Source organism: Dyadobacter sp. UC 10 (assembly GCF_008369915.1).
Taxonomy (GTDB): domain Bacteria; phylum Bacteroidota; class Bacteroidia; order Cytophagales; family Spirosomataceae; genus Dyadobacter.
Genome location: NZ_VSRN01000001.1, coordinates 5,373,864 through 5,386,025, shown reverse-complemented (window position 1 = coordinate 5,386,025; position 12,162 = coordinate 5,373,864). Strand labels below are relative to the sequence as shown.

The following is a 12,162-nucleotide window of genomic DNA, read 5'->3' as shown; positions in this document are numbered from 1 at the left end:
ATTAAAGTTGGTACATTACAATTACAAGACTTTTTTGCATTAAACTTCCCCTACTCTTACTTAAGAAAAAACAAACCTAATTTTTATTCAAAATCAAAAACGACGTATATAAGGAAAGGCGGGTACGGCGGGCAGAGCCTGTTTGATGCGAATCTGTGGGTCACACAGTCATACCGCAAAGTCGCAGCATTCGAGATTTGCCACTTGCGTAAAGAAATTCAAGGGTTGAAAAAGAGTTACTGCCTTATACGATGTCAGTAGTTTTGCTATTCGCTATTTGCAAAAACGCTGACTCTCAGGTGAGGATATTGATTGAGTGAAAGGAAGAAAATCCTTTCTGAGAAGTCAGTACTCTGCCACATTTCGTATTTACTCACTGCGACAGAGTACTAAAAAAACCGGGAAACCGCTACCATCGCTTCAAAGAGAGAACCAAAGGTTGACGCGTATCAGGTTCTGAAAACTGACGGCAGTAGCCTGCCCCCGGGTTTACTGAAAATCACTAGTCAAATAGTTCGCTCAAAAAGGACTTCTTTTTATGCGGGTACTTATGCCCGTGATCGGATCGGTACTCGCCATAACCGTACTTTTTGTAATCGGAGTCGTAGTTTTCCTTTTTTGAGTAATGGTCAGCCGAGCGCTCGATTATCTTTTCCAGTTCGCCCCGGTCGAGCCAAATGCCACGACAGTTGGGGCAATAGTCAATTTCAATTCCTTTTTTATCGCTCATCAAGAGCGTTTCGTTGCAAGATGGACACTTCATATTATTGTGATTTGATTTGAAGAAAAGCCCGGTCTCAGATCAAACCAGATCCGAAAACGGCGCACATTTTTACTGATGGCAATACTGAAGTAACGCAAACCGGTAAGGGTTTAGTGAGGATACCATGAAAACAAAGGGCAGCAGGTTCCGGAGGCATCGCTATTTTTCCACTAATTTGCAGCAATCCAAAACATAGACAAATGGAATTGACTAACCTTTTAAAGCAAATTGAGTTCATCAAGGAAGTGGACAAGCTTAAATACATTATTCGTAAAACGAAACTGTTAAACAGTGACCGGAACGAAAATGACGCGGAGCATAGCTGGCACCTTGCTTTGATGGCCGTTATTTTATCCGGGCACGCCAACTTTCAGATTGACCTGCTCAAAGTAATTAAAATGCTGCTGATCCACGATATCGTCGAAATAGACGCCGGCGACACCTTCATCTATGACGTAAACAAAAGCCACAGCAATACGGAAGAAGAAAGAAAAGCTGCCAACCGGATCTTCGGGATATTGCCGGACGATCAGGCAAGTGAATTGATTGCTATTTGGGAAGAATTTGAAGAGGGGCAAACAAATGAAGCCAAATTCGCCCGGGCTATGGACCGACTGGAACCGTTGCTTCAGAATACTTCAAACAATGGCGGCACGTGGAATGAGTTCGGCGTGAACTATGAAAAGGTGCACAGCAAAAAACAGGTTATCCAGCAGGGCTCCGATCTGATCTGGAAATACGCAGAGCAGCTGATCAATGACAGTGTTGAAAAGGGTATTTTAAAGAAGTAAAAGTCCCGGAGACGACTCCTGCAGCAGTGAAAAAATCGAATGCAGGAATTGTCCTCGATAGCCTCCATTCTTTGCTGCCTGGTTTATCCGGGCCAGCTGCTAAATCGAGTTCTCGAAAATGATGGTTTGCCCTTTTTTCATAGTCACACTTACCAATCCGTTCTGGTCTTCTTTGGCCTCTACGCCCGCGAAACCTTTGATCTTCCAGTGCTCAAACGGCAGTTTGATTTTCAGTAACCCGCCTTTTTCGGCAGTAACCTGCACGTGCTTTGCTACGCCGCCCTTTTTTGCTGCGCTGATCAGGAACGCGCCTTCTCCTCTCAAATCAGTAAAAGCAACGTCTTTCCATCCCCCCGGAACCGCCGGAAATACCTGCAGATATCCGCTCCTGCTCTGCAACAGTAATTCGTGAACACCCTGAGCGAACGCGAAATTACCTTCCAGCGTGAATGGCCGGTAGGTCGAGGCCGAATATTGCCCGCCTTTCTGGTCACCGTTTAAATGAAAACTGTTGGGTGAGCAAAAATTGGAAGCGAAGATTTGCAGGTGCCTGACCGCGCTGTCGGCTTTGTGAGCGCGTGCATAAAGCGACGCCATCCAGCTGAAAGAATACCCGCACCAGGCGCGGGTACCTTTTTCTTCAATGCGTTTCAATGAGTTTTCGATAATAACCTTATCTGCCGGCTTGGTCACATCCAGCAAGGCCAGCGGGTAAATCGCCATATACTGCGACATATGCCTGTGCGATTCGTTCAAATTTTGCCCGGGTGCAACTGTGAAGCCGGTCTCATTCACTTCATAACCAGGCAGCTGCGCCAGAATTTCTTTCCAATGCGCCGCTTCCTGCTTTTTATCCGAGGCTATCGCGACTTCGCCGGCTATTGTAAACAGGTAACGTGCAAGCGACAAATCGAAATTGCTCCAGTCTTTAAACCACGCGTCGATCCTGTTGTTATTATACTCGGGACTAGAACTTAACGGTAGTTTCCGTACGCCGCCTTCAAGCCTCGTGATATTTTCAAGGTAGGTGGCGGCTTCATGAATGTAGGGATACGCGCGTTCCTGCAAAAACCGGTCGTCCATGGCGTATTTCCATTGCCAGTAAAAATGCTGCGCACACCACGCGCTTACCGTCGGCGACAGTGAGTACTGGATCCAGCCGCCCATCGGATCGCCGTTCAGTGTCACCACGCCGGGTACATTCAGTCCGTCCACACCAAAGTATTGCTTTGTATACTTCTTATTCTTTTCCCTGATTTTCCATAGCCAGTCTGTAAAAGTGGCGCCTTCGGCCAGGTGGTTGCCTGTATACGCGGGCCAGTAGCTCAGCTGGGTATTGAGATCATTGTGAAAATCGCCTTTCCAGGGCGGCAGGCTGCCATTATCTGCTGTCCACACGGCTTGCAGGGTAATCGCGGGCGCCCCGGCCCGGGCTGTGCAGCCAAGTTTATACAATTCAAGGTAATACTGTTTTTCGAGCAACGGGTCCGGCAGGCTGACAGCCGATTGCGCCCAGAATTTTTTCCACCAAGTGAGGTGCGTATCCCAGCCGGTCGGCTCTTTGGCTGTACTGGAAATAGCAGGTAACACCGCCGGTTTATCACTGGCAATCGTCCAGCTCCCGATTATCTGGTTCGACGCCAGTTTTTGCCATTGTACCGAAACTTCATAGTAATGCCCGTCATAGGTTGGCTGGCGATAGTGAATGCTATTGTCTTTTTGTGTGGATGTCCCTTTCGCGTATCCGAGCTTCTCCAAACCCTGGCCTGCGTGGCTGTTGTCATTTTCTGCGGCATTTTTTCCGCTGTTATAGTTATGAATAATCAGTTCCGGCGCCAGCTGCAACGATGCGGGCAAATTTTCAAAACTAAAATAGCCTATGTCGTTTTCCGCATGGATATAGCAGTTGAAAACTACCCCATTTTCAAATTTCACGGTATTTAACGCGGTATTGATATCGAGTGTGTTCGAAATCACTTTTCCGAACGATGCAACATTGAATTCCATAGCTGCTGCCGGCAATTTGGTGGGATAAGGCACCTTATCGTACGGATGATCACCCAGTTTCTGAACCGGCAGGTAGTCATTTTTCAACACCTGCTGCTCTACCCACTTGAAGTCGAACTTGGTCAGGTCCAGCGCTTTTCTTTCATCCCACAGGTCGGCGCGGTCGAGCGACAGCCGCAGGCGATCCCCTTTTCCCCACACCAGCGCACCGATCATACCATTCCCCAGCGGCATAGCCTCGTCCCAGCGCGTCGCCAGCTGGTCGAATGCCAGATTGTGCCTGGGCGCAGGCTGCGCGGTGAGGTTTGCACTTACAGCAATCATCCATGTGATCGCCAAAATAATAGAGCCTGTTTTCATAATTTTTGAGCAAGAAAAACACCTGTCCGTCACCAACCGACTTTTCTCCGATTGAAAGTTTTTACAAAAATTATTCAAACTTATGATGCATTAATCCAGTGTACTGATTTCAGATTGACTATTTCCGATACTATGTTTGCACGAAGCGATTAAACAATCGAATCCAGCGCCAGTGAGTCGAAAAGTATAGGCTGCCCTGACTCATCCCGGATGGAAGGAGGCATCGTGAAAGTGAGCAGCGAGGGCAAACGCCGGGAAGAGGTAGTAAAGTTTGAGTTTGGTGATCCTGAAACCAGAAAAGCCGATTTCACAAAACCTGTTTCCAGGCGGTTTGTCAGGATAGAATCAACAAAAAACGCAGGTGACGGTAAATCACTTGCCATCACGGAGGTTGAGCTCTGGTAACTTATATTGAAATGTATCGAAAACCATTTTGCGGCTGCCAAAAATAACGCACCGACTCAGAAATACCGCATCCTGCATTCTATGTGGCCTGAGGGTGATTGTTGCTCAACCTTGAAGTCACTGAACTTTGGCTTGCTCATTCCGGACAGATAAAAGTTGGAAAACGCAACCCCCTCTTTTGGGATCCCGATCAGATTTTTGTCCAGCTTGCCATTGCCATTTTCATCATCAACCAGCGCGAGACCGTATACACCCTGCGGAAGGTCTACCGAAATATTTAAGGCGCCGTGGCTGAGTGCCGTTTTGGGAAACCGGTGTTTGGCACTCGGCTTTTCTTCCCGGAAGCTCTTTTCGTCGCGGAAAACTGCAAGCAAAATCTGCCCGTTTTTTGATTTGATACCCGTCACACTAACATTTGAAGGATGGGTTTCAACTGTGAAATTTGAATAGAGCAGGCCAGTTACCAATACGAGCCCCATAGTCAATGCATTTTTAACGAACATATTACTTACTGGTATTAATCAGGAACGAACGTGATCAGCTCACCTGCATGCATCAGTTGAAGTAAAATTATGATGCCTGAAAACCCGCTGGCCACGCCTGCATCACTCTCCCGCCAGGCAGGTGGCTGGAAAATGCTCTACAATGTAATCCCAGGTCTGTTTCGCCTCTGATAAAGTAAATTTAGGATCATTCTGGAAATAGAGCAGATTGGGTATCGTCCGCCACGTAAACCAGCTGTTTTGCCGCGGAGAATACATAATTCTGTCCACACCATCCACGTGGCACAATCCAAAGTAATGCCCCAGTTCGTGAATAGTCACAAACTTCCAGATAGTATCCGGAGAGCTGTCGATATAAGTGACGCCCGAAGCCCGGTGCGTAGCCTGGCAACTGCTGCCCCGGAGACACGCGGCTATTCCCCTCAATTTGTCGGTATATCTGAACACGCCGACCGCTACCGGCTGGCATATCTCACTGATATCACCGGTCCTGCCAATCACGGTGGACAAAAAGCTCACCAAAGACGAGCTTGCAAGCCCCGTATCAAATCCATTATGGACAATATGCTCTTTCTGAGTCACTTCAACCTCACTTTTCCTCCAATTAATCATCAGGCCCAGCTCCCTGCCTTTTTCTTCTGCCCCCTTTAATTTGCTTTGCAAAGCTGCGTCGGTCATCGGCAAAACGATAAATTTTGGTTCGCCGGCACCGTTGCTGGAAATATAGGCGTCAAGTTCATCCCTGGATATCGGATTGGTCACTTCACCTCCTCCTCCGCCCGTCACGATCAGGCCCTTTTTAAGTGTTTTGTAACGCTTGCGGTTCCAGAATCCTTCGTTGAATTCGAAGCCGCATAGTTCGTACAGGTTAATTTCGCCCGCCTGGTGCAATGTCACCAGGTTCGGGGCCGGCTGCTCATTTACAATCGTTTCGGAATCCAGGAAAGTCCTCACGGAAGACATGGAAATCCGGTAACCGAATGCGCCGTGATCGATCCGGAGGTTGTCTATGATTTTTTCCAGTTCGTCCCCCTTGTATTTTTTTTCGAGCAGCGACCTTACATATTCTTTAAGTCGGTACCGCTCAATTTCAGAAATGATAAATGCGATGGTATCCCCGAGCAAAATGACACTGATCAGCTCAAAGATTGTTTTGACGATAGCTATACCGATCTTGATCAGTCCGTCGAGAATACGTCGCCAGTCCAGCGTCACAATTCCGACGATTACATCCCATAAACCCGTCAGCACTTCTACTAACAGGTGGATGATTGCACCGACCAGCTTACAAACCGTCCGGGTTACCCATTTCCAAACCTTTTCTACCACCCACACGATCACTTCAACCAATGTGGTCACCAGCTTGCAAAGCCAGTTAAGCGGCCATGGCCAATCTTTACATACTTCTTCTGTTTTTTCAACCCATTCGGTCACGGGTTTACTCACTTCTTCTTCTACCCATTCACCGATTTGAGTACATTCCAATTTCATCGTACTTATGAGTTTTAGTGAACAAATGATCTAAATAAATTCTGATTCCTATTCTTAAAAAAAGCATCGTTCCAAACTTTCCAATTACTGCTCCTGCAATAAAAGAACCGACTGATAATCCGGTAAGGGAAAGGCTTAATGGTTTTCCATTAGCAAATGATAGTATTAAAAATAAAAGCAAACATATCAAGCCGAATAGCAGGCCTTCCTTGCATCCGCAACTATTTTGATAATGGTTTATCCTTCGTGTCAGATCCTCATTTTCTTGATGCTGCAATTGTGGAATTTGCACTTCAATCACTTTTTTCTGGGGATATAACCGGGGATTACCCAGGAGCTTATTTAACTCCATTATATTGGTAATCAATATTTTACTATGTATTTCTTCCATGTTTCAGACTATTTTTTGAATAAAATCAATAAAATATTAACCGCACAAATTCACCTAAGTATTTTTGCTTAGATGATAATTAAACCGTCAACGGACAACGCTAAATTCGTTGAACTTTGACTATAAATTAAATTGGTGGGTGATGAATGAAAGCCTGATAAAAGAAAAAAAAGAAGCGGGGCTTTCAGCAGCGATAGATGAAAGTTATGTATTAATATATTATTTAAAAACTTGCACCCGTTTTATTGAGTTAACGGCTTTATAGCTAATCGATCTGAAACTTAATCGTTGATATTAATTCACAAGAAATGCATTTGGTAAGCCAGGATTTCTTTTATTTACATCCAGCGCATCAGTCTATGATAATATATGAGAAGCCAGGTACCCGAAGAAATCATTATTGACGGAAATGCAATTCATGATATCGGTTCTTTTTATGACGAGATCAACCGGGTATTCATGGCTGGTGAAAACTGGACGATCGGGAACAGCCTCGATGCATTAAACGATCTTTTTTACGGTGGGTACGGTGTCTTAAAAAACACTGAATATGCATCGGTACTATGGTATAGTATCGAAAAAAGCAGGAGTGTATTGGGCTACGAAACAACCAAAGCTTATTACCTGGAAAAGCTCAAACCCGGCTCTCCATTTAATAAGAACGTGTTTACAGAAAAGCTTTCAGACCTTGAAAGCGGGACAGGGGAAACTTATTTTGACATCATTATTTCGATTATAGCCGCGCACCCGAATATATCTCTCAAAACTTCGAACGCCTCCGCACATGAAATGCCTGCTCGCAGCCCTGATTAAAATCTGCCCAGCCGTTTCTTTTGGCGGTTTTAGAGATCAGTGACGGGAGAAGAAGCCGCGGTTGACCGTCAAACCACAACCTCACGCTTCCCATCTCCAATCGCGACTGAATAGTTTTTCGATTTCTCCGAAAAGTAAAACCAGGCGAAACAGAGCGCACATAACCCCAGCGCTGCGAGCAGATAGGAAAAATGTATCAATACCTGGGACCATTGTAAATCTTTGAAAAAAAACTCCTTATAAAATAACAGGACCACACTGCCCAGGTACCCGAATGCATCGGATATATAGACGAAAAACCCTGCATTTCCTTTGATTTTAAACAATGCGATCATGCGTTCATACAAGGCCACCTGAATGGGCGTGTAAGCCAGGAACATCCCCGCGCCCAGCGTGAGCATCCAGGTAAACGGACCGATAAGTTGCCTGCTGAATGCAAAAGTACTCGCCCCGCAAATCATTAATCCCAGCGCGATCAGTCCCTGCACCGCCGCAAAACCTTTGGCGTTGCTGCGGAAAATAGAGATACAGGCCACCGAAACGAGCACGACGAAACCGATAATGGTTTCCGTTTTTGAAAATACGTTTGCATTCCAGCCCGGCTGTATCTCGTCCCAGATCTCGACAGAAAAGTTATCCCGGAAATCGCGCATGGTCGATAGCAGCATGTAGATCAGGACGAACGCCATAATGCCCCAGCGATAGTTTTTTAAAACCAGCTTTTTATCCGCCGAAGTCATCGGAAGTCGCTCGGAGCGCAGGTTTTTATCGGTCAGATCAGGTTCGGGGATCATGTTGAGCATCCACGAAAAAAGCAGGAATGCCGGCAAGAAAAGTATCCCTATGATCGCTGGCAGCCAGAATTCGCTCAGATCGGGCAAGAGACTGCCAACCTGGAAATAAATCGTTTTCAGAAACCCGGAAGATACGATCAGGCTGATACTAAGCCCCATACCCAAAGCTTCCGTGAACTTCCTGCCTTCCAGATAACTAAAAATGACACCCCATACCATTCCCAGCGGCAGGCCGTTCAGAAAAAGCAACAGAAAATTATAAGGTGCCGGCACAATCCCAAACAGCACCAGGGCAATCTCTGCAAAAACGATCAGCCCAATGATCAGTACCTGCCGCGATGAAGGTTTCAGCTCCGATATTACCTTGATACCCATCCATTTGGAACACATATAACCCAACACCTGCGACACGATCAGGATGGTTTTGTAATGCACGCCCCAAAGTGAAATATCGGCGTAAGTCCCGGCGGTGAAAGGCTTTCGGAAGGCATACATGCAGAAATATGCACCGAAGGCGGCCACGATACACCAGGCAACAAAGAGTATTGGAGAGCGGCCGAGCCAGCTCCGGAGCAGTAATTTCATGAAGTTCTATTTTTTGTAAAAATCAAAAACCGAGGCTGTGATCGCTGATTTTCGTCGAAAAACGGGCGCGCACGGTATCCGGCGTTTTCTCGTCCCGGTAAGTGGTACTCCGGCCTTCGATGGTCAGTTTGCCGGCCGGGTCAAGGGTGATGAATGCATAAAGGGGATCGTTGTAATAATGCGCGCCGCTGTCGGTATACACATAGGAGGCGCTGTTGATAATGAAATAATGCACCCCATTGCGCTCGCCGTGGCGGTCGTCGTGGTCGTGGCCCATGAATACTGCCGCTACTTTATTGCCGGTTTTCTTTCGGGCTGCGTTCAGGTTGGCCTCGTCGAATATTTTCAGGATATCGTTTGCATTTCCCAGCTCCTCGTAAAAGTCACTCAGGAATACCGGCTGATGCATGAATACGATAACAGGGTATTTCGAATCGGCGAGGTCAGTTTTGAGCCAGTCGAGCTGGGGCTGGTCTGTAAAGCTGCGTTGCGGCGAGGGCAGCGGGCCCCAGTTGGAGGTATTGTAATCAACCAGTGTGCCGTCCTCTTTTTTCAGGAAATTCCGGTCCATAACCACAAAATGGAAGCCGCCATGATCAAAGGAATAATAGGGTTTCTGCATTCCCCAAAACTGCATGATCGTGGCTTTATCGCAAAAATCCATGTCATGGTTTCCGAGCACGTGGTATTTGGGACCTTCGAAACGGTTCCACTCGGTCATCAGCGCGTCGGATTTGGTATGCCTGCAAAAATCTCCGTTCTGGATGATAAAGTCGGGACTCTCTTTCAAGACCACATCCATAAAACCTTTCATCCTGGCCACTTCATCTTTGTTAAATTGTAAGTGGTGCAAATCTGTAATCAAGCCGAAGCGTAGCAGCTTGCGATTTGCCGCGGTGCTTGCCGGAATCGAAAATGTGCCGGATGCCAGCCATGTTGTGCCCGCCGCGAGCCCGATGCTTTTGATAAAACCCCTCCTGTCCTGCATAAGCTATTCTCCAAAAATCCTTTTAATATTTTCCTGTGCATAACCCGCCGAGCAGGTCATTCCCTTTCCGCCGATGCCGACGGCAATGTGGATCCGGCCGTCGACCGTATTTTCAAAAATCTCCTCACTATCGTGCAGACCATAGTGTCCCGCCCAAGTTTCGGAAAGACCTGTCATATCGAAATCCGCAATGCGACCGGCTTCATTCAGCATCAGCGCATTGATATGCTGGTTCAATGCATAACCCAGATTTTCTTCTTCCCCTATTCTCGCATATTCGTGTGAATCGCCGATGATCACCGTGCCGTCGACGGCCTGTTTGAGCAAAATATGAATGCCATAACTTTCCAGCTCCTGCAAATGCTCCGGCGTTTTTATGCCCGCATATCCCGGACATTCGCGGAAGGCTTCATAACGGCGGATGCTTAAACCTGTTCCGATATTTCCCGACAGCGACAATGCGGGCAGTGGCTTGGTCCGCAGCATTTGCAGTTTGCTGACAGACAGGTTTTGCAGTTTGAATACCTCTGGAAACAACAATTTGAATTCATGCCCGGAGGCGACTACGACCTGCTCTGCCGCAAACTTCTCCCCGCCTGCCACGGTCACCTGCGCTTCCCCGTTCGAAACATCGCAGCCGGTTACAGCCGTCGACCGGCGAATGCTGAGGTTTTCAAAAGATTGCTGCATAAATGCGTGGATCCTGTGAATGAACAGATTGGGCTCTACACTTACTTCCTGCGGAAAATACAGCGCCTCGCGGCAGTAGGTAGCTTTTAATGTCGGATATTTGGCCAGAATCGCGTGCTGTGAAAGCAGCTCGCAACCATAACCGATCGTATCGTAATGCGCTTTCAGTTCGTGTATCAGCTGCTGCTCATCGTCATCGGATGCAATGTAGACAGACCCATTGTTACGTACCGAAACATCGAAACGTTCCTGGATGGATTTGTAAAGCCCGGTACCGTACACGCCATAATCGAACCATTTGCCCGACATTCCGGAGGCGATCACCATCCCGAAATTGCGCACGGTAGCCTGGATCGGCCGCTGGTCTTTTTCAAGCATCAGCACTTTTTTACCCGCAGCCAAAGCATGGTAGGCGTGGAATGTTCCCATCGCACCCGCGCCTACCACGATCAGGTCATATTTATCAGACATAGTTTTCAAATAAAACCCTAAATATTATTTCTTGATCGCCGTCTTGACAGGCTCGCCCACGGGATGATTTGCCTTGAATTCAAACCCCATCATATTAGCCGCAGTCTGGGCAATCTGATCCTGAAAAATCTGCATTTTACTTTTCATTTCACCGCCAGCAGGTGTATCCGGACCGATCGCCGCCAGCCAGGTTTCATTGGAGCGCGGTGCCGAAGTACCGTGCCCTGTCCAATGCTTGTCAACGCCCCTTCCGTGGTCAGGGTAGATCAGGAATGTCGTTTTTCCTTTGTAGAAGGGATCTTTCTGCATCGTTTCCCACAGCCCGCCGATCATCGCGTCGAGGTAATGCCCTGAATCGAGATAGGAATCGTATTCGCCTGCGTGGCCGAAATCGTCCGGGTCGGCGAAATCGATGTGCAGTACGCGGGGATGATTGGCCGTTACGTACGACTTCGCCATCGCATAGGTATGCACATCGAAACGTATTCCTTGCCCGAAATAATGAGGGAAGTTATCCTGGATTTCATTAGCCAGTTCCTGCGCCTCAGTCAGCTTTCCTTCCACCATTTCGCCGGGAATATTTACCAGCATTCCGTTCCTGTCGCGGTTTACAATGTTTTTGACCGCATCCCAGGAAGCGAATGTTACTACCTTGCCTTTGAAGCCGTTTTGCTTATCGAAAAATTCGAGCACGTTTTCATTGGGGTTGTTCGGATAACTGTTGCTGTTGATCTTTTCGTCGTAAAAACCGCAGAGCGTTTCGCTGCGCCCGGGATAAGAAAACCAGTATTTGTTACGCACATTCACTTCATTTCCCAATTCCCTGTTACCGTAAAGCTGACCCTGGCTGTTAATTGTTTTCCAGAAAAACGGCATCAGCTTCTCTCTTCTTTCCTTTGCGGTCACAGCCCAGTATTTTTTAAAAAGGGCGGCAGAGTCCTGTTTGCGGTACTTTTTATTATAAATTAAAACTGAATCCGCACCCTGGAAGATTTCCTGCCAGCGATAACCGTCGATCGAAATCAGGACGATATTTTTGGTTTGCTGGGCCTTGCCAGTGAAGGCAAAGGCCAGCAAACACAAAGTCATGAGCTTATTTTTAATGGACAT

Annotated in this window: 13 protein-coding genes; 4 read left to right on the top strand and 9 right to left on the bottom strand. The window is 47.2% G+C overall.

Going from position 1 to position 12,162, the window contains the following annotated elements; all coding sequences use genetic code 11:
• Positions 1 to 502: 502 nt before the first annotated feature.
• A complete protein-coding gene (locus tag FXO21_RS22290) occupies positions 503 to 763 on the bottom strand; it encodes a TFIIB-type zinc ribbon-containing protein (RefSeq protein ID WP_149642149.1) in 261 nt (86 codons plus the stop codon).
• A gap of 200 nt (positions 764 to 963) precedes the next feature.
• Between FXO21_RS22290 and FXO21_RS22285 the strand changes: the two genes are divergently transcribed.
• Entirely contained in the window at positions 964 to 1,554 is a 591-nt protein-coding gene (locus FXO21_RS22285) for an HD domain-containing protein (protein ID WP_149642148.1), read from the top strand.
• A 99-nt stretch (positions 1,555 to 1,653) separates the two neighbouring features.
• Here FXO21_RS22285 and FXO21_RS22280 read toward each other — a convergent pair whose 3' ends face one another.
• Positions 1,654 to 3,921 carry a glycosyl hydrolase family 95 catalytic domain-containing protein gene (locus tag FXO21_RS22280; protein WP_149642147.1) on the bottom strand — a complete coding sequence of 756 codons (2,268 nt, stop codon included), beginning with the start codon at positions 3,919 to 3,921 and terminating at the stop codon, positions 1,654 to 1,656.
• A gap of 210 nt (positions 3,922 to 4,131) precedes the next feature.
• Between FXO21_RS22280 and FXO21_RS22275 the strand changes: the two genes are divergently transcribed.
• On the top strand, positions 4,132 to 4,326 hold the full coding sequence (locus tag FXO21_RS22275) for a hypothetical protein (RefSeq protein WP_149642146.1): 195 nt from the start codon (positions 4,132 to 4,134) through the stop codon (positions 4,324 to 4,326).
• A 56-nt stretch (positions 4,327 to 4,382) separates the two neighbouring features.
• Here FXO21_RS22275 and FXO21_RS22270 read toward each other — a convergent pair whose 3' ends face one another.
• From FXO21_RS22270 to FXO21_RS22260, 3 genes are all read right to left on the bottom strand, one after another.
• Complete coding sequence (locus tag FXO21_RS22270) at positions 4,383 to 4,829, bottom strand: DUF2141 domain-containing protein (RefSeq protein WP_149642145.1); 447 nt, start codon at positions 4,827 to 4,829, stop codon at positions 4,383 to 4,385.
• A gap of 102 nt (positions 4,830 to 4,931) precedes the next feature.
• A complete protein-coding gene (locus FXO21_RS22265; RefSeq protein ID WP_149642144.1) occupies positions 4,932 to 6,320 on the bottom strand; it encodes a zinc metalloprotease in 1,389 nt (462 codons plus the stop codon).
• Positions 6,292 to 6,711 carry a hypothetical protein gene (locus FXO21_RS22260; RefSeq protein WP_149642143.1) on the bottom strand — a complete coding sequence of 140 codons (420 nt, stop codon included), beginning with the start codon at positions 6,709 to 6,711 and terminating at the stop codon, positions 6,292 to 6,294. The genes FXO21_RS22265 and FXO21_RS22260 overlap by 29 nt, the downstream gene beginning before the upstream one ends.
• 142 nt (positions 6,712 to 6,853) lie before the next feature.
• Between FXO21_RS22260 and FXO21_RS29110 the strand changes: the two genes are divergently transcribed.
• On the top strand, positions 6,854 to 6,976 hold the full coding sequence (locus FXO21_RS29110) for a hypothetical protein (protein WP_255486701.1): 123 nt from the start codon (positions 6,854 to 6,856) through the stop codon (positions 6,974 to 6,976).
• A 104-nt stretch (positions 6,977 to 7,080) separates the two neighbouring features.
• The gene (locus FXO21_RS22255; RefSeq protein ID WP_149642142.1) at positions 7,081 to 7,524 is read left to right on the top strand and encodes a ribonuclease inhibitor; all 444 of its coding nucleotides are present in this window, start codon (positions 7,081 to 7,083) and stop codon (positions 7,522 to 7,524) included.
• Positions 7,525 to 7,592: 68 nt separating this feature from the next.
• Here FXO21_RS22255 and FXO21_RS22250 read toward each other — a convergent pair whose 3' ends face one another.
• Genes FXO21_RS22250 through FXO21_RS22235 form a run of 4 tightly spaced genes read right to left on the bottom strand, consistent with a single transcriptional unit; the run spans position 7,593 to position 12,162 of the window.
• A complete protein-coding gene (locus FXO21_RS22250; protein WP_192579298.1) occupies positions 7,593 to 8,903 on the bottom strand; it encodes a DUF5690 family protein in 1,311 nt (436 codons plus the stop codon).
• Between the two features lie 22 nt (positions 8,904 to 8,925).
• A complete protein-coding gene (locus FXO21_RS22245) occupies positions 8,926 to 9,891 on the bottom strand; it encodes a metallophosphoesterase family protein (RefSeq protein ID WP_149642141.1) in 966 nt (321 codons plus the stop codon).
• Between the two features lie 3 nt (positions 9,892 to 9,894).
• Positions 9,895 to 11,052, bottom strand: coding sequence for a TIGR03364 family FAD-dependent oxidoreductase (locus FXO21_RS22240; protein WP_149642140.1), 1,158 nt, complete (start codon positions 11,050 to 11,052; stop codon positions 9,895 to 9,897).
• Between the two features lie 24 nt (positions 11,053 to 11,076).
• A complete protein-coding gene (locus FXO21_RS22235; protein WP_149642139.1) occupies positions 11,077 to 12,162 on the bottom strand; it encodes an alkaline phosphatase family protein in 1,086 nt (361 codons plus the stop codon).

Bases quoted from the DNA above. Each gene is read 5' to 3' on its own strand.
- FXO21_RS22290 (WP_149642149.1), bottom strand. From the start codon at position 763: ATGAAGTGTCCATCTTGCAACGAAACGCTCTTGATGAGCGATAAAAAA.
- FXO21_RS22285 (WP_149642148.1), top strand. From the start codon at position 964: ATGGAATTGACTAACCTTTTAAAGCAAATTGAGTTCATCAAGGAAGTG.
- FXO21_RS22280 (WP_149642147.1), bottom strand. From the start codon at position 3,921: ATGAAAACAGGCTCTATTATTTTGGCGATCACATGGATGATTGCTGTA.
- FXO21_RS22275 (WP_149642146.1), top strand. From the start codon at position 4,132: ATGGAAGGAGGCATCGTGAAAGTGAGCAGCGAGGGCAAACGCCGGGAA.
- FXO21_RS22270 (WP_149642145.1), bottom strand. From the start codon at position 4,829: ATGTTCGTTAAAAATGCATTGACTATGGGGCTCGTATTGGTAACTGGC.
- FXO21_RS22265 (WP_149642144.1), bottom strand. From the start codon at position 6,320: ATGAAATTGGAATGTACTCAAATCGGTGAATGGGTAGAAGAAGAAGTG.
- FXO21_RS22260 (WP_149642143.1), bottom strand. From the start codon at position 6,711: ATGGAAGAAATACATAGTAAAATATTGATTACCAATATAATGGAGTTA.
- FXO21_RS29110 (WP_255486701.1), top strand. From the start codon at position 6,854: ATGAATGAAAGCCTGATAAAAGAAAAAAAAGAAGCGGGGCTTTCAGCA.
- FXO21_RS22255 (WP_149642142.1), top strand. From the start codon at position 7,081: ATGAGAAGCCAGGTACCCGAAGAAATCATTATTGACGGAAATGCAATT.
- FXO21_RS22250 (WP_192579298.1), bottom strand. From the start codon at position 8,903: ATGAAATTACTGCTCCGGAGCTGGCTCGGCCGCTCTCCAATACTCTTT.
- FXO21_RS22245 (WP_149642141.1), bottom strand. From the start codon at position 9,891: ATGCAGGACAGGAGGGGTTTTATCAAAAGCATCGGGCTCGCGGCGGGC.
- FXO21_RS22240 (WP_149642140.1), bottom strand. From the start codon at position 11,052: ATGTCTGATAAATATGACCTGATCGTGGTAGGCGCGGGTGCGATGGGA.
- FXO21_RS22235 (WP_149642139.1), bottom strand. From the start codon at position 12,162: ATGTCCATTAAAAATAAGCTCATGACTTTGTGTTTGCTGGCCTTTGCC.